At 36.6% G+C, this 24,885-nt stretch carries 24 protein-coding genes; 14 read left to right on the forward strand and 10 right to left on the reverse strand.

Annotation, left to right across the window (positions count from 1 at the left end; translation table 11 throughout):
- Positions 1 to 49: 49 nt before the first annotated feature.
- Complete coding sequence (locus tag EMTOL_RS04940) at positions 50 to 760, reverse strand: GntR family transcriptional regulator (protein ID WP_015028174.1); 711 nt, start codon at positions 758 to 760, stop codon at positions 50 to 52.
- A 443-nt stretch (positions 761 to 1,203) separates the two neighbouring features.
- On the reverse strand, positions 1,204 to 1,956 hold the full coding sequence (gene deoC, locus EMTOL_RS04945) for a deoxyribose-phosphate aldolase (protein WP_015028175.1): 753 nt from the start codon (positions 1,954 to 1,956) through the stop codon (positions 1,204 to 1,206).
- Between the two features lie 283 nt (positions 1,957 to 2,239).
- Between deoC and EMTOL_RS04950 the strand changes: the two genes are divergently transcribed.
- From EMTOL_RS04950 to EMTOL_RS04970, 5 genes are all read left to right on the forward strand, one after another.
- Positions 2,240 to 3,895, forward strand: a complete 1,656-nt coding sequence (locus EMTOL_RS04950) for an amino acid permease (RefSeq protein WP_015028176.1) — start codon at positions 2,240 to 2,242, stop codon at positions 3,893 to 3,895.
- A 49-nt stretch (positions 3,896 to 3,944) separates the two neighbouring features.
- The gene (locus EMTOL_RS04955) at positions 3,945 to 4,514 is read left to right on the forward strand and encodes a Uma2 family endonuclease (protein WP_015028177.1); all 570 of its coding nucleotides are present in this window, start codon (positions 3,945 to 3,947) and stop codon (positions 4,512 to 4,514) included.
- Between the two features lie 89 nt (positions 4,515 to 4,603).
- Positions 4,604 to 6,049: an APC family permease gene (locus tag EMTOL_RS04960; protein WP_015028178.1), complete on the forward strand. Its 1,446-nt coding sequence runs from the start codon at positions 4,604 to 4,606 to the stop codon at positions 6,047 to 6,049.
- A 56-nt stretch (positions 6,050 to 6,105) separates the two neighbouring features.
- Complete coding sequence (locus EMTOL_RS04965; RefSeq protein WP_015028179.1) at positions 6,106 to 6,696, forward strand: 3'-5' exonuclease; 591 nt, start codon at positions 6,106 to 6,108, stop codon at positions 6,694 to 6,696.
- 275 nt (positions 6,697 to 6,971) lie between these two features.
- Complete coding sequence (locus EMTOL_RS04970; RefSeq protein ID WP_015028180.1) at positions 6,972 to 8,348, forward strand: MATE family efflux transporter; 1,377 nt, start codon at positions 6,972 to 6,974, stop codon at positions 8,346 to 8,348.
- Between the two features lie 48 nt (positions 8,349 to 8,396).
- Here EMTOL_RS04970 and EMTOL_RS04975 read toward each other — a convergent pair whose 3' ends face one another.
- On the reverse strand, positions 8,397 to 8,828 hold the full coding sequence (locus EMTOL_RS04975) for a CHRD domain-containing protein (protein ID WP_015028181.1): 432 nt from the start codon (positions 8,826 to 8,828) through the stop codon (positions 8,397 to 8,399).
- A gap of 176 nt (positions 8,829 to 9,004) precedes the next feature.
- On the opposite strand from EMTOL_RS04975, the gene EMTOL_RS04980 reads away from it, so the two are divergent.
- Positions 9,005 to 10,819 (forward strand): ABC transporter ATP-binding protein, encoded by a 1,815-nt coding sequence (locus EMTOL_RS04980; RefSeq protein WP_015028182.1) that lies wholly within the window; start codon positions 9,005 to 9,007, stop codon positions 10,817 to 10,819.
- Between the two features lie 147 nt (positions 10,820 to 10,966).
- The gene (locus tag EMTOL_RS04985; protein ID WP_015028183.1) at positions 10,967 to 11,434 is read left to right on the forward strand and encodes a regulatory protein RecX; all 468 of its coding nucleotides are present in this window, start codon (positions 10,967 to 10,969) and stop codon (positions 11,432 to 11,434) included.
- A 44-nt stretch (positions 11,435 to 11,478) separates the two neighbouring features.
- Here the strand turns inward: EMTOL_RS04985 and EMTOL_RS04990 are convergent, their stop codons facing one another.
- Positions 11,479 to 11,886 (reverse strand): lipocalin family protein, encoded by a 408-nt coding sequence (locus tag EMTOL_RS04990; RefSeq protein ID WP_015028184.1) that lies wholly within the window; start codon positions 11,884 to 11,886, stop codon positions 11,479 to 11,481.
- 292 nt (positions 11,887 to 12,178) lie between these two features.
- On the opposite strand from EMTOL_RS04990, the gene EMTOL_RS04995 reads away from it, so the two are divergent.
- The 5 genes from EMTOL_RS04995 to EMTOL_RS05015 all read left to right on the forward strand — a co-directional run bounded on the left by EMTOL_RS04995 (position 12,179) and on the right by EMTOL_RS05015 (position 17,199).
- Positions 12,179 to 13,282, forward strand: coding sequence for an efflux RND transporter periplasmic adaptor subunit (locus tag EMTOL_RS04995; protein WP_041693419.1), 1,104 nt, complete (start codon positions 12,179 to 12,181; stop codon positions 13,280 to 13,282).
- Between the two features lie 76 nt (positions 13,283 to 13,358).
- Positions 13,359 to 14,609, forward strand: a complete 1,251-nt coding sequence (locus EMTOL_RS05000; protein ID WP_015028186.1) for an ABC transporter permease — start codon at positions 13,359 to 13,361, stop codon at positions 14,607 to 14,609.
- A 34-nt stretch (positions 14,610 to 14,643) separates the two neighbouring features.
- Positions 14,644 to 15,366 carry an ABC transporter ATP-binding protein gene (locus EMTOL_RS05005; RefSeq protein WP_015028187.1) on the forward strand — a complete coding sequence of 241 codons (723 nt, stop codon included), beginning with the start codon at positions 14,644 to 14,646 and terminating at the stop codon, positions 15,364 to 15,366.
- The gene (locus EMTOL_RS05010; RefSeq protein ID WP_015028188.1) at positions 15,363 to 16,421 is read left to right on the forward strand and encodes a sensor histidine kinase; all 1,059 of its coding nucleotides are present in this window, start codon (positions 15,363 to 15,365) and stop codon (positions 16,419 to 16,421) included. The genes EMTOL_RS05005 and EMTOL_RS05010 overlap by 4 nt, the downstream gene beginning before the upstream one ends.
- A gap of 1 nt (position 16,422) precedes the next feature.
- Positions 16,423 to 17,199 carry a LytR/AlgR family response regulator transcription factor gene (locus tag EMTOL_RS05015; protein WP_015028189.1) on the forward strand — a complete coding sequence of 259 codons (777 nt, stop codon included), beginning with the start codon at positions 16,423 to 16,425 and terminating at the stop codon, positions 17,197 to 17,199.
- Between the two features lie 19 nt (positions 17,200 to 17,218).
- Here EMTOL_RS05015 and EMTOL_RS05020 read toward each other — a convergent pair whose 3' ends face one another.
- Entirely contained in the window at positions 17,219 to 18,304 is a 1,086-nt protein-coding gene (locus EMTOL_RS05020; RefSeq protein ID WP_015028190.1) for a complex I subunit 1/NuoH family protein, read from the reverse strand.
- Positions 18,305 to 18,407: 103 nt separating this feature from the next.
- Positions 18,408 to 19,835, reverse strand: coding sequence for an asparagine--tRNA ligase (gene asnS, locus EMTOL_RS05025; protein ID WP_015028191.1), 1,428 nt, complete (start codon positions 19,833 to 19,835; stop codon positions 18,408 to 18,410).
- A 160-nt stretch (positions 19,836 to 19,995) separates the two neighbouring features.
- On the opposite strand from asnS, the gene EMTOL_RS05030 reads away from it, so the two are divergent.
- Entirely contained in the window at positions 19,996 to 20,604 is a 609-nt protein-coding gene (locus EMTOL_RS05030) for a hypothetical protein (protein ID WP_015028192.1), read from the forward strand.
- A gap of 60 nt (positions 20,605 to 20,664) precedes the next feature.
- On the opposite strand, the gene EMTOL_RS05035 is transcribed toward EMTOL_RS05030, so the two are convergent.
- Positions 20,665 to 21,864 carry an acetyl-CoA C-acetyltransferase gene (locus EMTOL_RS05035; RefSeq protein WP_015028193.1) on the reverse strand — a complete coding sequence of 400 codons (1,200 nt, stop codon included), beginning with the start codon at positions 21,862 to 21,864 and terminating at the stop codon, positions 20,665 to 20,667.
- A 198-nt stretch (positions 21,865 to 22,062) separates the two neighbouring features.
- On the opposite strand from EMTOL_RS05035, the gene EMTOL_RS05040 reads away from it, so the two are divergent.
- On the forward strand, positions 22,063 to 23,250 hold the full coding sequence (locus EMTOL_RS05040) for an MDR family MFS transporter (RefSeq protein WP_015028194.1): 1,188 nt from the start codon (positions 22,063 to 22,065) through the stop codon (positions 23,248 to 23,250).
- Positions 23,251 to 23,290: 40 nt separating this feature from the next.
- Here EMTOL_RS05040 and EMTOL_RS05045 read toward each other — a convergent pair whose 3' ends face one another.
- The 3 genes from EMTOL_RS05045 to EMTOL_RS05055 all read right to left on the reverse strand — a co-directional run bounded on the left by EMTOL_RS05045 (position 23,291) and on the right by EMTOL_RS05055 (position 24,775).
- Positions 23,291 to 23,704: an arsenate reductase ArsC gene (locus tag EMTOL_RS05045; RefSeq protein ID WP_015028195.1), complete on the reverse strand. Its 414-nt coding sequence runs from the start codon at positions 23,702 to 23,704 to the stop codon at positions 23,291 to 23,293.
- Positions 23,705 to 23,855: 151 nt separating this feature from the next.
- Positions 23,856 to 24,332, reverse strand: coding sequence for a DUF6428 family protein (locus tag EMTOL_RS05050; RefSeq protein WP_015028196.1), 477 nt, complete (start codon positions 24,330 to 24,332; stop codon positions 23,856 to 23,858).
- Positions 24,333 to 24,442: 110 nt separating this feature from the next.
- Positions 24,443 to 24,775, reverse strand: coding sequence for an ArsR/SmtB family transcription factor (locus tag EMTOL_RS05055; protein WP_015028197.1), 333 nt, complete (start codon positions 24,773 to 24,775; stop codon positions 24,443 to 24,445).
- Positions 24,776 to 24,885: the final 110 nt, after the last annotated feature.

Below are 24,885 nucleotides of genomic sequence, written 5' to 3' on the forward strand. Positions count from 1 at the left end.
TTAACAACCCCCTTTAGAGCAATCCGATGAGTTCGGCGGGGGGCTTATATCAGTTAAAACTACTTATGGCAAATTTTTCAGTATTACAATAAATAGAGCTATACAAGAAAAAACCTTCAACTGAAGTTTTATACTTGCGTAACAGATGCAAAACTGGCGATTTTTGTTTAATTTTCAATAAACTAGCTGTTTCTTTATCGGCCGCAATCGCTCTTACTTCTTGGCTCATGCTTTGCACATCTACATGGTATCTGATAAGCAAAGTTCGGAAAAGAGAGCCTTCTAACAAAGGTTCTTCAATGAAATTTGGCAAATTTTTATTTGGAATATAAGTTTGCTCAAACATCACTGGTGAATCTTCAACCAAACGCAAACGTTTAAAAAAAATAAAATCATCTTTAGCCTCACCTTCGAGCAATGGCATAAAAATCATATCATCTAGTGGCTTAAGTACAGGGCCTTCTAAAACCAAAGTTTTTCCGTGCCTATCGCTTGCAACCACTACCTCTGTCCAACCTTTTAATGAAAGCAATCCAAGTGATTTTCTACTGGCCGAAACAATGCTTCCTTTGCCATGCTGACGGGTGATATATCCTTCACGCACGAGTTCGTTTAGGGCTTGTCGCACGGTCATGCGGGTAGCACTAAACTCGCTACAAAGGTCATTTTCAGAAGGCAATAACCCACCTTCCTCATAAATACCCGAAGTGATTTTTTCTTTTAAATTAGCTTGAATTTGTCGATAAAGTGGTGTTTTCATAAATAATGACCAATAAAGGCAGTATCAGAATTTAGAACTTTAATAGTTTGTAATATTCAAAAACTCATAAAAGACACCAAACTTTCATTGAATTTATTTTGAGAGTTCTTTATTAATATTACAAAAAATGAAAAAAGGCATTTAGGAACCCCAAATGCCTTTCCAAGACGAAAATACTTTAACCTATGATGAATAAACCCGATAATCGGGGTACTCAAATTCTTTAAGATTTCTAACGAAATCAATATATATTTTTATACAACTTGTATAGACAACATCAAAATTGTTTACAAAAGAAATTAAAAAACGCTATCTAGGCAAGCATTTTAAATGTTTTTTTTACAATTAACCTTTACGAAACATAAAATAGTCAAAAAAGTATTATTTTATTTCAAAAAATGTTAATTCTTGACACAATTCAAAGGGTCTAATTACTCCTTTCTTTAATAACCAATTGTTGAGTCTTTAACATTCTCTGAAACTAATCCTAAACGCTTTTTTGCATCTTCGATGATGGTTGCCGTAGCAGTTGCTCCAAGGCGAGTGACTCCTATATCCATTACTTTCAAAAGCCCATCAAGGGTTCGAACCCCTCCTGCCGCTTTAATTTGTACATTCTCTGAAGAATATTTACGCATCAACAATAAATCATGTTCGGTGGCTCCTTTATAGTTATAGTCGCCATTGGCTTGTTTGACATAGCCGTATCCAGTAGAGGTTTTTACGAACTCCACCCCTACAATGCTACATATTTTACATAGTTTTATTTTTAGTTTATCCTTTGGTAGAAAATCATTCTCGAAAATCACTTTTAATATTGCTCCATGTTTATGGCTTTCCTTTAAAATAGCATTGATTTCTTTCTTTACATATCGCCAATCTTCCGATAAAACTTTCCCAACATTTACAACCATGTCTATTTCAGTAGCTCCATCTTTACAAGCTTGACGTGTTTCGGACACTTTCTGTTGGATAGTACTGCTTCCATGCGGAAAACCTACTACTGTACACACTTTCACATCAGAATCTTTCAGAAGCTCGTTAGCTTGCTTCACAAAATATGGTTTAATACACACTGTGGCCACATCATAATGCTTGGCTAACTCACAACCTGCAATCAAATCAGCATCTGTCATGGTTGGATGAAGCAAGGAATGGTCAATCATTTTGGCAATTTGGTGGAGAGAATACTTCATGTTTCTAAGATAAGTTTATATAAATAAAAACAAAAGTAAAAAACTCAACTTGTCTATACAAGTTGAGTCGAAATATTTTTTATAATATCCAAAATTTACATTTATAGGAGGCTTTTCTAAAAACACACTTAATAAATAATTAGATGCGAAAACAACAGTATTAAGGTTTTTTTAATAGTTTTGGAAAGTATTCATCAAAAACTATTAGTCCACAGGCGATAATTAATTACTAAGATTGATTATTTTGCTTTCAACTGCAAACCTAAACTTACTAAAATCATATATGAATAATTCTCTTTTTAGAAGAAAAGACGTAGGTCAAGCCATCAAAGAAACCGAAGAACGTGAAAGCGAGCACTCTCTTGCCAAAATATTGGGGGTGAGAGATTTAACACTTCTCGGAATTGCCGCTATCATTGGAGCAGGAATTTTTAGTACAATCGGATTAGCCAGTTTCAACGGTGGTCCTGCTGTATCCTTATTATTTGTTTTTGTCGCAATTGCCTGTGTTTTCACCGCACTCAGCTATGCTCAATTTGCTTCGATGGTTCCTGTGAGTGGAAGTGCTTATACTTACGCATACGTTTCATTCGGAGAAGTTTTAGCATGGATAATTGGTTGGGCCTTGATTCTCGAATACGCCGTATCAAATATGGTAGTAGCAATTTCATGGTCAAGCTATTTTACTTCTATGCTTGAAGGTTTTGGCATCCATTTCCCTACTTGGTTAGCCGTAGATTACACCACAGCTAAAGAAGCATTCGAGGCCGTACAAGCGGGAGGTAGCGATATTAACCAAGGAACAAAAACCTTAGCCACTGCTTTTCAAGAAGCTCCAAGCTTGGGCTTTTTAAAAATTATCTTTAATCTTCCTGCGGGTTTAATTACTGTTCTGATAACCTCTCTTTGTTATATTGGTATTAAGGAATCACGCAATGCCAGCAATTTTTTGGTTGGTTTAAAATTACTCGTAATACTTTTAGTGATTGTAGCAGGCGTTTTTTATGTGAAACCTGCCAATTGGTCGCCGTTTGCACCGAATGGCGTTCAAGGCGTTCTGAGTGGTGTAGCAGCTGTATTCTTTGCATTTATAGGTTTTGATTCGATTTCAACTACGGCCGAAGAAGCAAAGAACCCCCAACGCGATTTACCACGTGCCATGATTTTGTGCTTGATTATTTGTACAATTCTCTACGTATTGATTTCATTGGTACTCACGGGAATGGTTAATTATACCGAATTAAACGTAGCTGACCCTTTGGCTTATGTTTTCTCAAAAGTTGGTTTCGATGCAGTAGCTGGTATTATCTCTGTAAGTGCCGTAGTGGCAATTACGAGTGCATTATTAGCCTATCAGATTGGTCAGCCACGTATTTGGATGACGATGAGTCGTGATGGACTTCTAGGAAAGAAATTTGGCGAAATTCACCCGAAATTTAAAACACCAAGTTTTGCCACAATTATCACTGGAATATTGGTGGCCGTTCCTTCTTTGTTTTTCAAAATGAGCTTCTTCGTTGACTTAACGAGTGTGGGAACATTCTTTGCTTTTATTTTGGTTTGTGCGGGGGTTTTATACCTCGATGTCAAAGGATTGAGCAAAGATGCTAAATTCAAGATTCCATACATTAACGCTAAATATTTGTGTGGTATTCTGATGCTCGGAGCTTTGTATTTTACTTATTCACAAGGTAATGTGGTGCAGCATTTAGAAGAAAAACCCTTGCTAATGGTATTTTGGCTAGTTTGGGCTAGCTTATCAGTGATGAGTTTCAAATATAATTTTTCTTTACTCCCAATCTTTGGTATATTAACCAACCTTTACTTAATGACTGAATTAGGCTGGTCTAACTGGCGAATGTTTATCATCTGGATGGTTATTGGTTTAGTAATTTACTTTGCTTATGGCTATAAAAATAGTAAATTAGCAAAAGAGTAAATTTACATACCATTAGATTAGGTGAGATGAGATAATCTACCTGAGAGATATGAATGCAATAGCGAAACATTCAAAATATAGGCTCGGCGGAAAACAGGTTACGAAGAAAATTCCGCAACCTAAGTTACTTACGTATGAAAATTACGTAAAGTTAACACCACCCAATAGTGGGAATTTTGAACGACTCAACGGCAGAATATTTTTTATATCATCACCTAAACCACGACACCAACGAATCAGTCTTCGATTAAGCTACTATCTTGGAGGATTTATTATTGAAAATAATCTTGAAGAATTATTCGCCGCTCCAATGGATGTGCTGTTTACGCCTCATGATACTTTTCAACCTGATTTACTCTTTATTACAAAAGACAGGCTCAGTATCATTGGTGAAAATAAAATTGAAGGAACTCCAGATTTAGTTATTGAAATTCTTTCTCCTTCAAACGATGCCAATGAAGCGGAACGCCGCCCGATGTCCTACAAAAGACATATTTATGAAAGTAAAGGCGTGAAAGAATACTGGCTCATCAATATTGAAAACCAAACATTGACACTCTATAAACAAACAGATAATGAGCTCCGCTGGCAAAGCGACTTTCAAAAAAACAAACATTAAAATCAGAAATAATTACTGGATTTGAGTTAGATTTAAGCATAATATTTGAATAATTTATTCCCATTAACAAACCCTAACCTTCTACAATTTTGGCAAATTTCAAAAAAGAAATCAAGCTATACGATGCCGTTATGCTGGTATCGGGCTCAATGATTGGCTCTGGTATTTTTATCGTTAGTGCCGATGTGGCACGTCAGGTTGGTTCTACTGGCTGGCTATTGGCTTCATGGCTATTGGCGGGTGTATTGACCATGCTCGGAGCATTATGCTACGGAGAACTAACCGCCATGTTTCCTCAAGCAGGTGGACAGTACGTTTTTCTACAAAAAGCATACGGAAAACTTACAGGATTTCTCTATGGCTGGTCGTTTTTCGCAGTAATTCAAACAGGTACTATTGCAGCAGTTGCAGTTGCCTTTGCGAAGTACTCAGGAGTATTATTTCCAGAAATTATTAGTGACAAACACGAGTTTTTCGCCTTGGGAGATACCTCCTTTAAACTTACTTCGCAACGCCTCTTGGCTATTGTGAGTATCATCATTCTGACCTACGCCAATACCAGAGGTGTAAAAGAAGGCAAAATCATTCAAAATATATTTAGTACAACAAAGCTTGGAGCCATTGCGATGTTAATCATCTTAGGCTCTATTCTCGGAGCGAATAGTGATGTAATTGCTCAAAACTTTTCAAACCTTTTTGAGGCTACAAATACTGTCAAAATTGATGGGCAATGGGTAACTACCGCTATCGGAGGTTTTGGAATTATATTGGCTTTAGGTGTGACGCAAGTAGGAACATTATTTTCGAGCGATGCTTGGAATGGACTTACTTTTGCGGGAGATGAAGTAGTAAATCCACAAAAAACGATTCCAAGAGGATTGATGATTGGAACTATCTTAGTAACAGCTCTATACTTACTTATGAATATCACGTACCTGTGCATTTTGCCCATGAAAGGCAATCCTGAAGGAGCTGATGTAATGAGTCGAGGAATTCAGTTTGCCTCAGAAGATAGGGTTGCTGCTGCTGCTGCACAAGTAATTGGTGGACAAGGCTTTTCGGTAGTTGTGGCAATACTGATTATGATTTCAACTTTCGGCTGTAATAATGGGCTGATTCTTTCGGGAGCACGTGTATATTATACAATGGCGAAAGATGGTTTATTCTTCAAGAATTTTGGACAATTAAGCGAAGCAGGTGTGCCTAAAAATGCACTTTGGTGGCAATGTTTCTGGGCCAGCTTCCTTTGTTTAACTGGAAAATATGGCGATTTGCTCGATTATCTCATGGGTGTAGTTATTCTTTTCTATGCCTTTACTATTTACGGAATCTTTATTTTACGTAAAAAACTACCTGATGTCGAACGTCCAATTAAAGCACCTGGCTACCCAATTTTACCAATGCTTTATGTAATCGTGGCTTCAATCATCGTATTGATATTAGTGAAAGAAAAACCACAATTTACTTATCCAGGTCTTGGAATTGTGGCAATCGGAATTCCAGTATATTTCTGGTTCAATAGTAAGAAAGAATAAATGCTTAGCCCATAGCTTTTAGGATTTAATTCTAAAGGCTATGGGCTTATATTATTATGCGAAAAATCATTTTTTTTGATACTGAAACCACTGGCCTACCCAAGTATTACAACGCTCCAATTTCACAGCTCTACAACTGGCCTCGACTCGTTCAATTGGCATTTATAGAATACTACGAAGATGGCTCTTTAGCTGCCAAACATAATTATATCATTCGCCCCGAAGGTTTTACAATTCCACAAAGTGCTACGTTAATTCATCGAATTTCTCATGAAAAAGCACGTTCAGAAGGGCATTCGCTCAAAGAAGTTTTAAACATTTTTCAGCAAGCAAGCAACGAAGCCGCCATATTGATTGCTCATAATTTCGATTTCGATAAATCAATTATTGGGGCCGAATTTCTCCGTAATTCAATGGATTTACAAAGCTTTTTAAATAAACGAAGCTTTTGCACGATGAAAGACCAAAATATTATAAATTTCTGTCAAATTAGAGGAACAAATGGCCTCAAATGGCCGAAATTAGAAGATTTATATTGGAAGATTTTTCAAGAAAAAATGCCCGAAGCACACGATGCTTTCTTTGATACCCAAGCCACTGCACGTTGTTTTTGGGAATTATTGATTCGAGGCATTATTAAGGCGTGAAAAGCTTTCTTCAAAAAAATTTTGGCAAACACAAAACATTCTTCTAACTTTGTAACACAAAATTATAAAAGCCGATGATTCTGCTCGATATTGTTTGCTAATGGCAAACTATCTTCCTTACATTCTTATTTCCTTTTGAAGCTTATTTTTATAAGCCCTATTTTATCATTTTTACAGATTAATGTTCGCTATTCTGCATTTGCTTGAATACTACAAATATTATTGTTTCTAAAATAAGTTTTGCTGCGAACTATTGATTCTTTATACTCTTTTTTATGCGTAAGATATTCGACCTATTTATTCAGGCTCTTCGAGGAGAGGAGCAAAACTATACAGACGTAAGCATTAATCGGGCAATATTTTTATTATCCGTTCCCATGATTTTTGAAATGGTTGGGGAATCACTCTTTGCGGTTGTTGATGCGTTTTTCGTGGCCCGCTATGTTGGAACTGAAGGTGTGGCAACAGTAGGACTCACCGAATCAGTGCTAACTTTAATATACTCAGTTGCCATTGGTTTAAGTTCGGCCGCTACGGCCATTGTAGCTCGAAGAGTGGGCGAAGGCAATAAAACTGAAGCAGGTTTGGCAGTTGCACAAGTAATTCTGATTTCGCTCTTATTGGGCTTAAGTGTTGGAATAACAGGCTTTATTTTTGCCGAAGATATTCTCCGACTAATGGGCGGCAATGAACACCTGATTGAAAAAGGCAGTAGTTTTACTCAAATCATTTTTGCAAGTAGTCCTTCAATTGTTTTACTCTATACACTTAGTGGTGCTCTACGTGGTGCAGGCGATGCCTCTACGGCCATGCGTTCGATTTTGTTGGCTAATTTTATCAATATTTTCATGGATTTCCTCTTGATTCCAATCATGGGATTAGGCGTAGAAGGAGCTGCCATTGCCACTAGTGTAGGCCGCACGATAGGCGTTTTATACCAGCTTTATGCTTTATTTGGTGGAAATGGAAACATTCAAATTTTGAAAAAACAGTTTATCCCCGATAAGGAGGTAATTAAAAACTTATTAAGCATTGCAGCGGGAGGAACTGGGCAATTCTTAATTCAATCAGCCAGTTGGATTTTCTTAACACGTATTCTTTCTTCATTTGGTAGTGAAGTTGTAGCGGGTTATACGATTGCTATTAGAATTATTATCTTCACGATTTTACCTTCATGGGGAATGTCAAATGCTGCGGCCACATTAGTTGGACAAAATCTGGGGGCAGGAAAGCCCGAACGAGCAGAACAGTCAGTTTGGCGAACGGCTTTTTATAACATGATTTTCTTGCTTACGGTAGGAATTATATTTGCATTTTTTGCCGAAAGTTTTGTTGGTATTTTCACCACCGAGGCCCATGTTATCGAAATCGGCGTTTTGTGTTTACAAATTATCTGTTTGGGGTATATTTTCTTTGGTTATGGAATGGTCATTGGCCAATCATTAAATGGTGCGGGCGATACCCTCTCCCCTACCATTATGAACTTTGTTTGTTTTTGGTTAATCGAAATTCCATTGGCTTATTTCTTAGCAAAAACGCTCAATTGGGGACCAAATGGTGTATTTTGGTCAATCGCCATTAGCGAATCTATTTTAGCCATTGTAGCAATTTTTGTATTTCGCAGAGGTCGTTGGAAACGAATGAAAGTATAATAAAACAAAGGAGCTGCAAGACTTGCAGCTCCTTTGTTTTATTTCCATTTATTGTTTCATCAATTGACCACGTATTTCGCCAGATGCCGACTTTGCAGAATGTATATTTACATAATAATTACCAGCCATTAGGTCAGCTTCTTGGTCAGCAGTAAGAGCAACAGTTGCAGATTTAAAAGGCGAAGTAAATGTTGATCCGAAGTTAAAAACTACACCACCAGTTGTACCTTTTGCTCCTTTATGAATGTGCCATGCCGTTGGGCTTATACCCGAGTATGTAATTGTATAGGTTAGTATCTTAGTATCTTTATTATAAACACCATCTAACATACCAGAAGCTGTTGTTGAAACAGCCGGCACTTCTTCAGCCCCCGAAAGCATTGCCATAAACGCAACATCAGATGATACAACCTCATCTTTCTTGCACGAAGCAAGCATAATTCCTACCAATAGGATGGTAACTATTAAATTTTTTTTCATTGAATTATTAAAAGTTTATGTTTTAATAATTTACGTATTTTTTCGGTCATTGGTTGTATTTCTATTTTAACTTATTCCTTCTCTAATTAATAATTGGGAAGGTCTTGTAATTTAGTTTATAAAAATTAAGCGAAAATTCTATTACTTTGCACCCAAACATTTCTTGAATTACTGAATTGAAAAATTACTTTCGACTACTCTCTTACGCCAAACCACTTGGAGGTTTTATTATACCATTTGTCATTACTTCTATTTTGGCAAGTCTTTTCGGTGTTTTAAACTTTACTTTGTTAATTCCGCTATTGAATGTCTTATTCGACCAAGAGATTATGCAAGTTGCCGAAAAACCAGCTTCTATATTTGCATTAAAAGACCAATTTAATTACCATTTTTCACAAGTTTTAACACAATACGGAAAGTTTGGGGCCTTGCAATTTGTTTGCGGCGTAATTGGTATTTCGGTTTTATTAGCCAATATCTTTAAATATTCAAGCATTCGATTGTTGGAAGGCTTCAAAGCGAATATGGTATCTAATCTCCGACAAGCCGTGTTCGATAATTCAATTCATTTGCACCTCGGCTTTTTTAGTAACGAACGCAAAGGAAACCTTATTTCTCGAATCGTGACTGATGTACAAGAGGTTGAAAACTCCATCGCTAATACCTTCTCTGCAGCTACCAAAGAGTTATTTTTGTTTATCTTTTATATTGCTTCGTTATTTTATATTTCTTGGAATCTGACGCTTTTTGCTTTATTAGTAATTCCTATTTCGGGTATTTTTATTTCTACACTTGTGAAAAGAATGCGTCGTGATGCAGGTGAAGGTCAACAAAGACTCAGTAATCTAATCAGCCTTATGGACGAAGCCTTTGGGGGTATGAGAGTGGTTAAAGGTTTTGTGGCCGAAAAGTTTATCATCAATAAATTTAAAACCGAAAACGAAGGCTATAAAAATGCCATTTTTGGTTTGGCCGCTCGAAGAGAAATGTCTTCGCCATTTTCTGAAATCATGGGAGTTTTTGTAGTCATTGGCATTCTGCTTTATGGTGGCTCTTTAATTCTTGATGGAAAATCAGCCCTGACTGCCTCTGAATTTATTAGTTATATCGTAATATTCTCACAAGTAATGCGACCAGCCAAAGACATTTCAAATGCCTTTAGTTCTGCACAAAGGGGCTTAGCATCGGGTGAAAGAATCCTCGAACTAATTGATAATCAACCAGCTATACAAGATAAAACAAATCCTAAAACAATCTCAGCTTTTAATAATGCTATTGAAGCCAAACAAGTAAGTTTTGCCTATGAAAGTGGGCAAGATGTTTTACGAAATATCAATTTTATCATCAACAAAGGTCAGACCATTGCCTTAGTAGGTTCATCGGGCGGAGGAAAATCAACCATTGCCGATTTAATTCCAAGGTTCTATGACCCAAAATCTGGAGCAATTACCATTGATGGTGTAGATATTCGCGATGTTTCTCAACATTCACTTCGTAAAATCATGGGTATTGTTACGCAGGAAGCGGTTCTCTTCAATGATACCATTTTTAATAATATTGCTTTTGGTGAAAGCATTGGCTTAGAAGAAGTACAAGCTGCCGCCAAAATTGCTAATGCTCACGATTTCATTATGCAACAGCCTAACGGCTATGAAACCGTAATTGGCGATAGAGGTACAAAGCTTTCGGGAGGACAACGCCAACGTCTTTCTATTGCCCGAGCGATTTTACAAAATCCACCCATTTTGATTCTCGATGAAGCCACTTCCGCACTCGATACCGAATCGGAAAAATTAGTACAAGAAGCTCTTACTAATTTGATGAAAAACCGAACGACCCTCGTCATTGCCCATAGACTAAGTACGATTCAAAATGCCGACCAAATTTTGGTTGTGCATCAAGGTCAAATCATTGAGCGAGGCACGCACGACGAACTTTTAAAATTAGAAGATGGCTTCTACAAAAAGCTAAGTTCAATGCAATCGTTGTAATTGCAGAACTGCTTATTGGTGTATTGATTACTGGTAAACTGGTTATAAGTAAATTAACAATTAGAACACCTCCTACCAATACACTAATAACAAATTTTCCAATAACTAATAAACCAATACACCAATAACAAATAACCAGTAACAAAATTGATTACTCGCCGCGACATACTCGTAAAAGCTGCTAATTTCTGTGCGTACCAAGAGCGTACGCATGATGAAGTGCGTGAGCGTTTGCAAAAATGGGAAGTTTGGGGCGATGAAGCAGAAGAGATTATTGCCTATTTGATTGAAGAAAATTTCTTAAACGAAGAGCGTTTTGCAAAGATTTTTGCAGGAAGTAAATTTCGGGTAAAACAATGGGGAAGACTTAAAATTAAGTATGAACTAAAAGCACGAAAACTTTCAGAGTACTGTATCAAAGTAGGTATGGCCGAAATAGACGACGATGATTATGTCAATACCCTACAAGAAATTTTAGAAAAGAAAAAACACGAACTCCGCACCGAAAAACACCCCTTAATTCTGAAACAAAAGCTAGCCAGATATGCCATTGGTAAAGGATTTGAATCAGATTTAGTTTGGGAGATTATTGGAAAAATAACCTCAAAAAAATAGCCCATTACCTCAGCAATGGGCTATTTTTCTATATCATTTTTTACTTATTGCTTAGCAAAAACAAAACGAGTTGTTGTAGTTATGCCCGCTTTTGTTTCAGACGTTGACCAAGTCATTTGTGACTTGCCGCTAAAGCTTAAGTCAACTATTGTTTGGCTTCCATCAGTATCTGTGATAGTCAACTTCTCATCTTTTACTTCATATTTTGATGTCGCTGCTATTCCAACATAATCTTCTACTTCAGATTTACAAGCATCTGGAATTGAGCCTGTTAATTCACCATTACTCTTAAAAGTAAAAGAAATATCTTTAATACAAGGCAAAAACGTAGCCAATAATGGTAATTGGTCAATTTCTGCTTTTGTGCCTTCTTTCGCATAAAGATTTGAAATTTTCCAAGTGCCTACAATCTGTGCCGATGGAGAATCATCAGTTGATTTTGAACAATTCATTACCGTCAGAGATAATGATGAGACTATAAAGAGAACTAATAATTTTCTAAGATGAGACGAAATTTTCATATTCTTTGGATAGTAATTGTGAAACAGCGAATTTACTATGAAATGTTTCATTATAACGAATCTACTTTTATAAAATTGAGCACTTATTTAGTAAATGGCAAAATTTAGTCCTGCCTCGGTGTTTTTTTCTTCCGTTTCATTCAATATTTCTTGACGCTCTTATAAATAAAACACAACTTTGAGTAACGATTTGTTTATCAATCTTTTTGTTCAAATTACGAATATGAAACAAAGCTTTTTGGCGATTGTAGTAATGACAAGTTTGGTCATTGTTTCTTGTAAGAAATCGGCTACTACCAATACTAACCCACAGTATAAAGCACTGACGGAAGCTGTCTATGCTTCTGGGAATATTTTTCCAAAAAACGAATACAAACTCACAGCCAATGCTGATGGTTTTTTGCTCAAGCAAATAGCCTTTGAGGGAGATATCGTATCGAAAAACCAAATGCTATTTCAGTTGGAAAGTGCTACACAAGATGCACGTTTAGAGGCCGCCAATAATATTTTTCGTCAATCAGAAGCTAATTTTAGTGATAACTCCCCCATTCTTGATGAATTGGAATCTCAGCTTCGAAATGCTCGCACAAAGCTTGCCAATGATTCGATAAACTATCAACGCTACAAAGAACTTTATGAACGTAATGCTACAACCCGCATTGATTATGAACGAGCAGAGTTGGCCTACCAAACCTCCAAAAATGATGTTTCGGCTCGTAGGAAAGCTTGGCTTCGTACAAAAAATCAGCTATATGTAGATTTACAAAATTCTAAATCAAATTTCCGAGTAAATGCCCGCGAAGATGATAATTATCGAATCAAGAGTTTTATGGATGGCAAACTTTATGAAGTCTATAAAAAACAAGGCGAGCTTGTGCGAAGAGGCGAAGCCATAGCTCTTATTGGCGATGCCAACGAAGTATATGCTCAACTGGCCATTGATGAGTCAGACTTTGTGAAAGTAAAAGTTGGACAAGAAGTATTGATAAAAATTGATGTTTATAAAGATAAAGTTTTTAAGGCTCGGGTTAGCAAATTATATCCAAAACTTAATAAAGCTGACCAAACTTTTAGAATTGATGCCGAATTTACTGACGAACAACCCAATGCGTACTACGGCATGACCATAGAAGCTAATATCATTATTTCACAAAACCCAAGGGTACTCACGATTCCCAAAAATTATTTAGTTGGGAGTGATTCGGTTTGGATTGAAGAAAATGGAGATAAAAAGAAAATTAAAATCATAAAAGGTGTAGAAAACCTTGATATGGTAGAGGTGAAAACTGGGCTTACCGAAAAATCGGTTTTGGTGCTTGGGAATTAATTATGTGTTATTGCCACGTTGAGACAGGGCAATGCTCTGTCTCAACAATACACCAACAAACAAAAAAAATTAAATCATGAATCTCGGTATATCTTTCCAAATAGCCAAAACTCACCTACTTACTAAGAAGCGTCAAACGCTGATTGCCATGTTGGGGGTTACTTTCGGAATTGCGATGTTTATCGTTATGATTTCGATTATTAAAGGTGTTAATCAATTTCTTGAGGATTCTGCCCTCGATGCTACTCCTCATATCAGGATATATAAAGAAATCACGAGTAACCACCCCAGTATTATCGAAGAAACAAATCCCAAAAACTTCAATGTGGTCTACCATCAACTACCTAAAAATGAGCTAATTAATATCAAAAATGGGCTACAAATTGCAGCAAATATTGAAAAAAATCCAGCGGTCATTGGTGTTTCACCACAAATTAGTTCGCAGGTATTTTTCAATAAAGGCCCAGTTCCGCTCTCCGGGCAAATTGCAGGTGTAGATATTCTTAAAGAAGACAAACTATATAATCTAAGAAAACGCATGAAGTCAGGCAGTCTTGATGCCCTGCTTTCGAACCCTAACAGTATTTTGATGGGAAAAATCCTCGCTCGCAATCTCAATGTGCGAGTAGGCGATAAAATCATGATTACTACGCCTACTGGTAATCTAAAATTGGTAAAAATAGTGGGTATTTATGGTTTTGGTATTCAGACCGTTGATGGCGTAAAATGCTATGCAAATATCTCAATGGTTCAGGAAATCTTGCAAAAAGATAAAAGCTTTGTCACTGATATTCATGTAAAAATGAAGGACTCTCAGTTGGCACTCAGCTACGCTAAAGATTTGAAAAATCAATACGGATACAAAACACAAGATTGGGCAGAGGCGAATTCGGCATTTTTAGCAGGCGATAAAATTCGTAATGGCATGGTAGTCATTGTATCTATTACCCTTTTAGTTGTAGCTGGTTTTGGTATTTATAATATCATGAATATGAATGTAATTAATAAAATGAAAGATATCGCCATTTTGAAAGCAACTGGTTTTGCAGGAGCAGATATCGTATCTATTTTCTTAATTCAATCAATTATTATTGGTGTATTAGGAGCTTTTTTGGGTATCATCATTGGTTATGGACTCAGCTATTTGGTTTCGGTAATGCCCTTTGATGCTGGCGATTTTCTGGATATAAAAACTTTTCCAGTATTATTCGAATTCAAATATTATGGTTTAGGGATGTTATTTGGTGTAGTCACAACCCTGTTAGCAGGTTTCCTCCCAGCACGAAAAGCATCAAAAATTGACCCCGTAGCTATCCTCAGAGGCTAACTAAATCTCCTAACATACAAATTGAGATAATGTAATGACAACGAATAAAAATATTGTAGAAAAAGTAGCTCCTCAATCGGGGGCAGGGGCTGTACTCTCTGCTACTAATATCAACAAGTATTTCTATGAACCTGAAAAATTTCAGGTCTTAAAAAATATTTCTTTTGAAGCGAAAAAAGGCGAGTTTTTATCATTAATAGGCAAATCTGGTTGTGGAAAATCAACACTTTTATACATTTTATCAACCATGGACACCGAATATGAAGGTAGCCTAACAATGAACGGCCAATTACTTACTGGCCGAACGCAAGACCAGTTAGCTGCCTTTCGAAATGAGCATTTGGGGTTTGTTTTCCAGTTTCATTTTCTTTTACCTGAGTTTACAGTCTTACAAAATGTAATGCTTCCAGCCATGAAGCTGAGTAAATATTCATTAAAAGAAATTGAAGAGCGGGCTTATCAAAAACTCAAACTCGTTGATATGCACGAACATGCCCACAAACAATCGTCTAAGCTTTCGGGTGGACAGCAGCAAAGGGTGGCCATTGCACGTGCTTTAATCAATGACCCAACAATATTGATGGGCGATGAGCCGACAGGCAACCTTGATAAAAAGAATTCGGCTGTTGTTTTTGATATTTTTAAACAAATTGCCCACGAAAATAACCAAACAATTATTGCTGTAACCCACGACCCCGATTTTGCGAAAGGAAGTGATAGAATTATTGAAATGTCGGACGGACAAATTATAACATGACTTGTAAATCACATAAAAAAAAGGATTTTCTCGCAAAAATTTTTGCTAAACCCAACCAAACTGTAGCTACCATTATTCTATTAATGGCTGGTATAGCGGCCATTGCACGTTGGTATATTTTCCACATTGAGCTAAAATATAATTTAATACTAAGTCTTATTTCATTGATTGTATTAAGTTCAACTTGGTTCTTTTTTCGTTGGCTTTATTCTTATTTTGATAAAATAATGCCCTACGACCGTGGAATTGTGAGGCGTCTGGTTTTACAAATTCTGGTTAGCTTAGTATTTGTACTTATCGTCACCCGTGTTGTTTTCTTAATTGGTAGCAGCTTTATCGTATTTCAAACAACTATTGCCCGAGAGTCAACAAACTTAGCTCAATTAGCTGGGATTTCTTCTGAGATATTACTGGTATTTTTGCTCAATTTAGCTCATTTTTCCTATTATTCACTTCAGCAATGGCGAGAAAACGAACTCAGAGCTTCAAATCTTGAAAAAGAAAAATCGCAGGTGCAATTCGATAATCTGAAGAATCAGCTCAATCCACATTTCTTATTTAATAGCCTTACATCTCTTGATTCGCTTATTCACGAAAATCCAGCTTTAGCTAGCGATTTTCTACGACAACTTTCACGTGTCTTTCGTTATGTTTTACAGAGTAAAGAAAAAGGCTTGGTTAATCTTGAAACCGAACTTCATTTTATTAAAAATTATATTGCTTTGCTTCAAACCCGATTCGGTGATTCGCTAAAGATTGTATTCGGGATTAGCAAAGAGGCTCTCGATTTACAGATTGCTCCTGTAACTTTACAGATTTTAATCGAAAATGCTCTTAAACATAATATCGCCAACCAGCATACACCACTGATAATCAAGATTTTCAATGAAGATAATTGTTTGATTATTGAAAATCCCATTCAATTAAAAAAACAAGTCGAAACTTCAAACGGACAAGGTCTAACCAACTTAATATCATTGTATAGTTTTTTAAGCGATAAAGAAGTAATTATTGAACAAACCGAGGTATTTAGAGTAAAAATACCCTTGATATAAAATGAAAATCCTTTTAATTGAAGATGAGCCGCTCGTAGCAAAAAACCTTGAAAATTTGGTAAAACAGCTCGAAGCAACAGCCAATATCATTGCAACAATTGATAGTGTAGAAGAAGCTTTACGATGGTTTCGTAATAATGCTGAGCCTGACCTTATTCTATCGGATATTCAGCTTTCGGATGGTGTAAGTTTTGATATTTTTCAGGAAATCCAACCACTTTGTCCAATAATTTTCACAACTGCATACGATGAATATGCCATTCGAGCCTTCAAACTCAATAGCATTGATTATTTACTTAAACCTATTGATAGAGAAGAATTAAAGGTAGCTTTTGAGAAATTTAAGCGAATGAGTAGTTCAAATACGAGCAATAATCGCTTTCAAGAACAGCTTTCTCATCTATTAAATGATTTAGAAAATAAGTCAGCTATCACTAAGTTTAAAACTCGATTTACGGCTCATCATCAAAGAAATATTGTTGCAGTTGGCATTGAGAAAATAGCTTGTTTTTACAGAGATGAAGTGATTTGGATTCAAACCACTGATAATCAACGACTCATCACAGATTATAATTCTTTAGATGAAATTGAAGAACTCATTGACCCTGACTTTTTCATAAGAGCGAACCGCCAATTTATTGTCAACAAAAACACCATAGAGAGTTATCGCACGCATTTTACGGGTAAAATTGAAGTAAAATTGATTGTTTCAACCAAAGATGATGTGGTTGTAAGTAAAGAAAAGGCACATCAATTTAGGGCTTGGTTTGAGGAGTAATAAAGTTTTAGTAAATTGGTTAAATCATCAATAATCGCCAAATACCCGAAATTAATAACAAGACCAAACAAAAAGGCGTAAGTACTTTCCAAGAAAGATACATCAGTTGATCAACACGTAGGCGAGGGAGTGTCCAACGCACCCACATTTGAATCAAGATTAAGAAATAAGATTTTGATATTAGCCAAAAAGCTCCCCAAGCATCGGCACTCCAATGCCCAATCTCTCCGCTCGTCCAAGTTCCTAAAGTGAATGAACCTAAATTAGGGAAAGGGGTATTCCAACTACCTAAAAACAAAATTGCTCCTAAAATAGCTACCAAAAGCATCATACCATATTCAGAAAGCATAACGATAGCCCATCGAAAGCCTGAGTATTCAGTATGAAAACCACTGATTAGCTCCGATTCTGCCTCGGGTAAATCGAATGGTGCACGGTTAGCCTCAGCTAAAGAGGCTATGAAATAGATTACAAAAACAATGATTAAAAACGGGTTACGCAGGATATTCCAAGTTAAAATTCCACCATATTGACCCACTTCCACGCCTGTTGCTTTTATACCAAACAGGTAATTTTTTTCGGTAGAAAAAAGCCCTTGCTGAAAACTAATCTCTTGTAAATCAAGCGTTTGTGTAATCAAAACCACACATAAAACCGATAACCCTAGCGGCACTTCATAAGACACAATTTGAGCCACCGAACGCATCGCACCAAGCAAAGAGTATTTATTATTTGATGACCAGCCCGCCATCATGATTCCTAAAATATCGAGTGAAACGACCGACAGCAACATGAAAACACCTGTTTGGGTAGCCGAACCTCGTAGATTAGGCGAAAGCGGAAATAGTGCAAACCCCGCAAAAATAGCCATGAAAATCATCAAGGGAGCAAACTTAAATAATCGTCGGTCAACCGCTGAAGGGATAATGTCTTCTTTTTGAATCAGCTTTAATAAATCGGCAATTAGCTGAAGTAGTCCCCATTTACCAACTTCCATTGGCCCCGTACGGTCTTGAATAAAAGCCGAAACCTTACGTTCGACATATACTCCAACGACTACATTGGCAAAAATCACTGCGAGAAATATGAGTATGGTTATGAGCATGTTGGCTATTGGGAATCAAAACTCAATTGGCATTTGCTAAACGTGCCACACTTTCAGAGTGTGGCACGTCTGCTATATTTTATTCAAATTTAGTGCCTAAAAATTAAAACTCTGCATTCTTAGGTGTACGTGGGAATGGAATTACATCACGAATATTTGTCATACCCGTTACGAATAATACCAAACGCTCGAAACCAAGTCCGAAACCTGAGTGCGGAGCCGAACCAAATTTACGCGTTTCAAGATACCACCAAATGTTTTCTGGGTCGATACCTACTTCTTTCGTACGAGTTAATAATTTCTCATAATCATCTTCACGCTGCGAGCCTCCGATGATTTCACCAATACCTGGAAATAATACATCCATTGCACGAACTGTTTTTCCATCTTCATCTTGCTTCATGTAGAAAGCTTTAATTTCTTTCGGATAATTGGTCAAAATCACTGGTTTTTTAAAGTGTTTTTCTACCAAATAACGCTCATGCTCTGACTGCAAATCGATTCCCCACTCAACTGGGTATTGGAATTTTTTCTCTTTATGAGGTTTCGAGCGAAGTAAAATTTCAATCGCTTCGGTGTATGTCAAACGTTCAAATTTATTCTCAACTACAAACTTCAACTTCTCTATCAAACTTAATTCACTACGCTCGTTTTGTGGTTTATTTTTCTCTTCTTCTAATAAACGTTTTTCTAAGAAAGCTAAATCTTCAGCACAGTTTTCAAGTGCATAACGAATAACGTACTGAACGAAATCTTCGGCTAAAGCCATGTTATCTTCTAATTCATAGAAGGCAACTTCTGGCTCAATCATCCAAAATTCGGCCAAGTGACGAGTAGTATTTGAGTTCTCAGCACGGAAAGTAGGTCCGAAAGTATAAATTTTAGATAAAGCCAAAGCTCCTAATTCTCCTTCTAACTGTCCAGAAACAGTCAAACTTGTTTGGCGACCAAAGAAGTCTTCGCTGTAATCAATGCTACCATCTTCAGCTTTTGGAGGATTTGCCAAATCGAAGTTAGTTACATGAAACATCTCTCCTGCTCCTTCAGCATCAGAAGCCGTAATGATTGGCGTATGAAGATAGAAAAAGCCATTATCATTATAGAATTTATGAACGGCATAAGCCAATGCGTGACGAATACGAAAAACCGCTCCAAAAGTATTTGTACGGAAACGTAAGTGGGCTTTTTCACGCAAAAACTCCATAGAGTGTTTCTTAGGCTGCATCGGAAAAGTCTCATCCGCAGTGCCATAAACCACTACTTTTTCAGCCTTTACCTCAACGGCTTGTCCCGAACCCATCGAAGCAATTAGCTTACCTGTTACAGCTACACACGCACCTGTACTTACCAATTTAAGTGTTTCTTCATCAACGATTCCACCTTCTACAACCGCCTGAATATTATTTATGGTAGAGCCATCATTAATGGCGATAAAAGTTACGGCTGCTTGTCCACGTTTGGTTCGTACCCAACCTTTCACGGTTACCTCTTGTTCGTTGGGTGTCTGCTTCAGTAATTCCTTGATTTGCATAATTCTTTGTTATTCTTGAATTGAAGTGCAAAAATAGGAATAAAACTTTTCTTAAACGCTCATTGAATAGATTTATGTACTGAAGCAAAGCGTTTTTTCTGACTTTAATATGACAATTCGCTTATTTTTTGTAACTTAGTTTCATTAAAGTCGATTGTATATGGTACTTGAGAAAGATGTTGAAGTAATTCCTAGAAAAATTCCCAAAGAATTCATCTATGAAATAATGGATGGAAAACCAATCTATTATAAAGGATACAAAGAAGCGATAAAGAAACATTTAAGTGCCGAAGAAATTATGGGAAGCAGTTCATTGCAAGCAGAATTAATTAACTATATTTTAAAAATTCTTTATCGATTCTTTGACGAAACAAAGTATCGCATTCATACCAACGAGTCTGGCTTACAATTAGCTTATAAGGACACACTTGCAGGCGATATTTTAGTGTATGATAAAGCAGTATTAACCGCCGATAAAATCACAACAAAATATTCGAATGTACCGCCGAAATATGTGATTGAAGTTGATACAAATGCCGATTTAAGTGAAACCAATTTTATGGATTACCTAACTCGGAAAACTGAAAAACTCTTTGAATTTGGTACTGAAAAAGTCTTTTGGATAATTACAAGTTCTCAGAAAATTCTTATTGCTCAACCAGATGAAGATTGGTATATCAGAAGTTGGGATAAAGAAATTGAGCTTTTTGATGGAATAATCATCAACATTGGAAAATATCTGGATGAAGAAGGAATAAAAATTTCTTAAAATGCAAAAAAGCCTTGAAAATTACATTTCAAGGCTTTTTTGTATTACGAAATTACCATTTTAAACCCTTTCAAACACCGTAGCGATACCCATTCCACCACCAATACAAAGTGTTACGAGACCCGTTGATTTATTAGTACGCTCAAGTTCATCAATCAATGTACTTGATAGAATCGCTCCAGTAGCTCCGAGTGGATGCCCTAAAGCAATTGCTCCGCCATTGACATTTACTTTTGAATGGTCAACGCCAAAATGCTCCATAAAAAGCATCGGAACTGCCGCAAAAGCTTCATTTACTTCAAATAAATCAATATCACTAATATTCATTCCTGCTTTCTTCAACACTTTTTCGGTTGCAGGTACTGGCCCAGTCAACATGATGGTTGGCTCAGAACCCACTACGGTAAATGCCTTGACTTTGGCACGGGGCTTTAAACCTAACTTTTCACCCATGGCTTTATTACCTATCAATAAAGCTCCTGCTCCATCGGTCAATTGTGAAGAATTCCCTGCATGATGCACATGATTGATATTCACCAAATCATTGTATTTCAAAAGTGCCAAAGCATCGAGTCCCATTCCTCCCATCATTTCGAAAGCTGGTTTTAACTTTCCTAATGACTCAAGAGATGTTTCAGGGCGAATTCCTTCATCTTTATCGAGCACCGTAATACCCAAATTATCTTTTACCGCCACAATAGATTTATAACGATTTTCGGCTTGTGCTGCTACTGCTCTTTTCACCGATTCTACCGCAAAGGTATCAACATCATTGCGTGAATAACCATATTTTGTAGCAATCAAATCAGCTGAAATTCCTTGCGGCACGATGCTGTGCTGTGCAATTATTTGTGGATTCATCATTAATGCTCCACCATCTGACCCCATAGGCACGCGTGACATTGACTCTACCCCACCAGCTACCATCAAATCTAATTGTCCTGACATCACATAAGCCGCAGCCATATTGATAGCTTCCAAACCAGATGAGCAAAAACGGTTTACTTGAACACCCGATACACTTTGGGCATAACCAGCCATTAAAACAGCAGTGCGTGCAATATCAGCTCCTTGTTCACCAATCGGTGAAACGCAACCCATTATTACATCATCAATAAGACTGGTATCAAGATTATTTCGGTCTTTTAAAGCTTTGAGGGCCGTTACTAGCAAGTCAACTGGTTGAATCTCGTGTAGTGAGCCATCAGATTTTCCACGACCACGAGGCGTTCGAACGGCGTCATAGATATATGCTTCCATTGTCAATGTTTAGTGAATGATGAATAGAAATAGTATGCTTGCATACTTTATTCGACAAAGCTAATCAATAGTTAGGTTTGATGCAAATCATGAAAATGCTAATTTTATGAAGTAATGATAGAACTATTTTTTTCGTTTAAATCTTTCATAATTATACGACACATCGAACCCGATATTTTTTAACTATCCATTTTACTTATGCTTTCACTGTACCGCAATGCCTTTGGTGGTTTATCTCGACAAGTCTGGCTATTAGCTTTGGTAATGCTCATTAACCGAAGTGGCACCATGGTAGTGGCATTCCTAACGCTTTATCTTACTCAAAAACTTCACTTTAGTATCACTGAAGCAGGTTTTGTGATGGGTATTTATGGCATTGGCTCCATTTGCGGAACTTTCATGGGAGGACGCCTGACCGATAAAGTTGGGTATTACCCTGTGCAGTTTTGGAGCCTGCTACTGGGTGGTATTGTATTTTTAATTCTGGTTCATGTTGAAAATTATTTTGTTTTTTGCGGGTCAGTATTTTTTTTAAGTGCATTGGGCGAAGCTTATCGACCTGCAAATACTGCTTCAATAGCCGATTTTAGCACACCCGAAACCTTTACCCGCTCAGTTTCCTTGATTCGTCTTGCCATTAACATTGGTTGGTCAATTGGCCCTGCCATTGGTGGTTTTTTAGCCTCAAGAGATTATACTTTACTATTCTGGGCCGATGGTATCACAAACGTTGGAGCAGCTATTTTGGTATTTTCTTTTCTTCGTACAGCTCGTAGAAAAAAAGCAGCAAAAAAAGCAGATGCCCACGAAATTAGTCAAAAAGATTCCGTTTATAGCGACCGCCCCTACCTTATATTTTTGGTTCTTACTACACTTTACGCGATGGCTTTCTTTCAATTATTCACAATTGGGCCATTATTTTATAAGCAAGTGTGCAAATTAAGCGAAATGCAAATTGGCTATATTTTAGGAATCAATGGGCTCATAGTTGCCTTTGTTGAAATGATTTTGATTTATAAGATAGAAGGAAAGTTCGAAAAGCTTTATCTGATTAGTCTGGGAGCGGGTCTGGTTGTAATTAACTATGTAGTATTCCTACTTTCGCACGATTATATGTGGCTAATTGTAGGAATTATTTTTGCTACTTTCTCCGAGATTTTCGCAATGCCATTTATGAATGCGTTCAGCATCGAACGGTCAAAACCACATAATCGTGGCCAATATTCTGGTTTACATTCAATGACTTGGAGTATTGCACAAGTTTCTGCTCCTTTGATTGGGACACAAACGATTGCTTTTTTAGGCTTTGATACTCTTTGGTTTGTTTTAGGTTCGTTTGGACTTATTTCCTCACTTGGTTTTATTTGGATGAAACGTCTTTTATAAAAAAGCCATTCAGTAATTGTACTGAATGGCTGTATAACAACTATAAGTTTTCATTAACAAACTTTTCGGAGTAGTCTTTTATCATTTGCCTAACTACTCTGAATTGCTCCATTATTTCCTCTTCTGTACCTGTCGCTTTAGCTGGGTCAGGAAAGTTATAGTGAAACATGTTGGCATTGGTCGGAAAATAAGGACATCTTTCTTTAGCATTATCGCACACCGTAATCACGAAATCAAAATCAATATTGGTGTATTCGTTTACATTGTTTGAAGTATGCCCTGAAATATCAATCCCATCTTCTTTCATAGTAGCAATAGCACGTGGATTTACGCCGTGAGTTTCAACACCTGCACTGTAAATTTCTGCTTTATTACCAGCAAAATGTTTCAAATACCCTTCTGCAATTTGGCTTCTGCAACTATTGCCTGTACATAGAACTAATACTTTTTTCATTGATTTATTTTCAAATTTAAACAAGTAACCAAAGTAAATTAATCAGCGTAAATCTAGCATCAAAACCATAGATTAGATTCAAAATGATGATTCCAGAAATAATTACTATTGGCTTTTTATTTTTTAAAATCCAGTTTTTCATTTGTGTTTATTAACAGCAACCGCTACCGGGTGTGCAGCAAGACGATTGAGGTTGAGCTTTTAATTCTCCCAAATTGATTTTTTGCTTTTGAGGTGGAATTCCACATTGGTCTTCGGCCAAACAAGCAGTTTGTTTAGCCAAAAGTAGAAAATGGTTTCCTGTAAAGCCCAAATTATATTTTCCGATGGTTTCGCCTTGATATTCAACTTCAATTTCTGAATCTTCAATGCCCAAAACACGCTCCGAAAGTGAGATGATATTGAGAAGTTTTTGAGGTTTTAAGCGATGGTCATAATCGTTGGCATTCCAAAGCTGAAAGTTTACTACACGCTCATTTCTTACAGTTCCACCGCAATCAATAAAATGTTTATTTACAACGCCCACTTCTGTAACGTGGAAACTTTCTGGCACAAAACTACCATCAGGTAATTGAAAATTTACTGCTTCAAGGCCTTCTAAGGCATTTTTTATTTCTGATAATTTCATCTTATACTAATATTTACTGTTACTGAATAAATTCAGCAACTAATTGAACAAAGGACTTATTTCATTCAAAGACTGAAACAATTCAGTCTCAATTTTTTATCATTTATAACTTAACAACAAGTTGATTTTTGTGAGGTAATGGTTTCAAACATTCCACCAAAATATTGTTGTAATTGCCCAATCACACGTTCATCTATGCAATAACAAATAGCTTTACCCTCAACATTACCTTTGATGATTCCTGCATTTTTTAGCTCTTTTAAATGCTGTGAAATAGTGGGTTGTGCCAAAGGCAACTCACTGACGATATCATTACAAATACACGCATTCACTTTAAGCAAATAATCAATAATAGCGATGCGTGCAGGGTGCCCCATTGCTTTTAACATAGTTGCTAATTCATTTTGGCGGTCGGTAAAATAATCTGTTTTAGTTACACCCATTTTTTAATATTATTATATTGCAATATTACGATATTAAAATCAAGAAATAAAAGAATTCCGTACTTTTTTTTAAAACTTGAAAACCTGCATCTCAAAAACTGCGTTTAATT

The organism is Emticicia oligotrophica DSM 17448 (assembly GCF_000263195.1).
In the GTDB taxonomy this organism is placed as follows: Bacteria; Bacteroidota; Bacteroidia; order Cytophagales; family Spirosomataceae; genus Emticicia; species Emticicia oligotrophica.

Excerpts from the sequence above, each read along its gene's own strand:
- EMTOL_RS04940 (WP_015028174.1), bottom strand. The coding sequence starts at position 760 with ATGAAAACACCACTTTATCGACAAATTCAAGCTAATTTAAAAGAAAAA.
- deoC (WP_015028175.1), bottom strand. The coding sequence starts at position 1,956 with ATGAAGTATTCTCTCCACCAAATTGCCAAAATGATTGACCATTCCTTG.
- EMTOL_RS04950 (WP_015028176.1), top strand. The coding sequence starts at position 2,240 with ATGAATAATTCTCTTTTTAGAAGAAAAGACGTAGGTCAAGCCATCAAA.
- EMTOL_RS04955 (WP_015028177.1), top strand. The coding sequence starts at position 3,945 with ATGAATGCAATAGCGAAACATTCAAAATATAGGCTCGGCGGAAAACAG.
- EMTOL_RS04965 (WP_015028179.1), top strand. The coding sequence starts at position 6,106 with ATGCGAAAAATCATTTTTTTTGATACTGAAACCACTGGCCTACCCAAG.
- EMTOL_RS04970 (WP_015028180.1), top strand. The coding sequence starts at position 6,972 with ATGCGTAAGATATTCGACCTATTTATTCAGGCTCTTCGAGGAGAGGAG.
- EMTOL_RS04975 (WP_015028181.1), bottom strand. The coding sequence starts at position 8,828 with ATGAAAAAAAATTTAATAGTTACCATCCTATTGGTAGGAATTATGCTT.
- EMTOL_RS04990 (WP_015028184.1), bottom strand. The coding sequence starts at position 11,886 with ATGAATTGTTCAAAATCAACTGATGATTCTCCATCGGCACAGATTGTA.
- EMTOL_RS04995 (WP_041693419.1), top strand. The coding sequence starts at position 12,179 with ATGAAACAAAGCTTTTTGGCGATTGTAGTAATGACAAGTTTGGTCATT.
- EMTOL_RS05000 (WP_015028186.1), top strand. The coding sequence starts at position 13,359 with ATGAATCTCGGTATATCTTTCCAAATAGCCAAAACTCACCTACTTACT.
- EMTOL_RS05005 (WP_015028187.1), top strand. The coding sequence starts at position 14,644 with ATGACAACGAATAAAAATATTGTAGAAAAAGTAGCTCCTCAATCGGGG.
- EMTOL_RS05010 (WP_015028188.1), top strand. The coding sequence starts at position 15,363 with ATGACTTGTAAATCACATAAAAAAAAGGATTTTCTCGCAAAAATTTTT.
- EMTOL_RS05015 (WP_015028189.1), top strand. The coding sequence starts at position 16,423 with ATGAAAATCCTTTTAATTGAAGATGAGCCGCTCGTAGCAAAAAACCTT.
- EMTOL_RS05020 (WP_015028190.1), bottom strand. The coding sequence starts at position 18,304 with ATGCTCATAACCATACTCATATTTCTCGCAGTGATTTTTGCCAATGTA.
- asnS (WP_015028191.1), bottom strand. The coding sequence starts at position 19,835 with ATGCAAATCAAGGAATTACTGAAGCAGACACCCAACGAACAAGAGGTA.
- EMTOL_RS05030 (WP_015028192.1), top strand. The coding sequence starts at position 19,996 with ATGGTACTTGAGAAAGATGTTGAAGTAATTCCTAGAAAAATTCCCAAA.
- EMTOL_RS05035 (WP_015028193.1), bottom strand. The coding sequence starts at position 21,864 with ATGGAAGCATATATCTATGACGCCGTTCGAACGCCTCGTGGTCGTGGA.
- EMTOL_RS05040 (WP_015028194.1), top strand. The coding sequence starts at position 22,063 with ATGCTTTCACTGTACCGCAATGCCTTTGGTGGTTTATCTCGACAAGTC.
- EMTOL_RS05045 (WP_015028195.1), bottom strand. The coding sequence starts at position 23,704 with ATGAAAAAAGTATTAGTTCTATGTACAGGCAATAGTTGCAGAAGCCAA.
- EMTOL_RS05050 (WP_015028196.1), bottom strand. The coding sequence starts at position 24,332 with ATGAAATTATCAGAAATAAAAAATGCCTTAGAAGGCCTTGAAGCAGTA.
- EMTOL_RS05055 (WP_015028197.1), bottom strand. The coding sequence starts at position 24,775 with ATGGGTGTAACTAAAACAGATTATTTTACCGACCGCCAAAATGAATTA.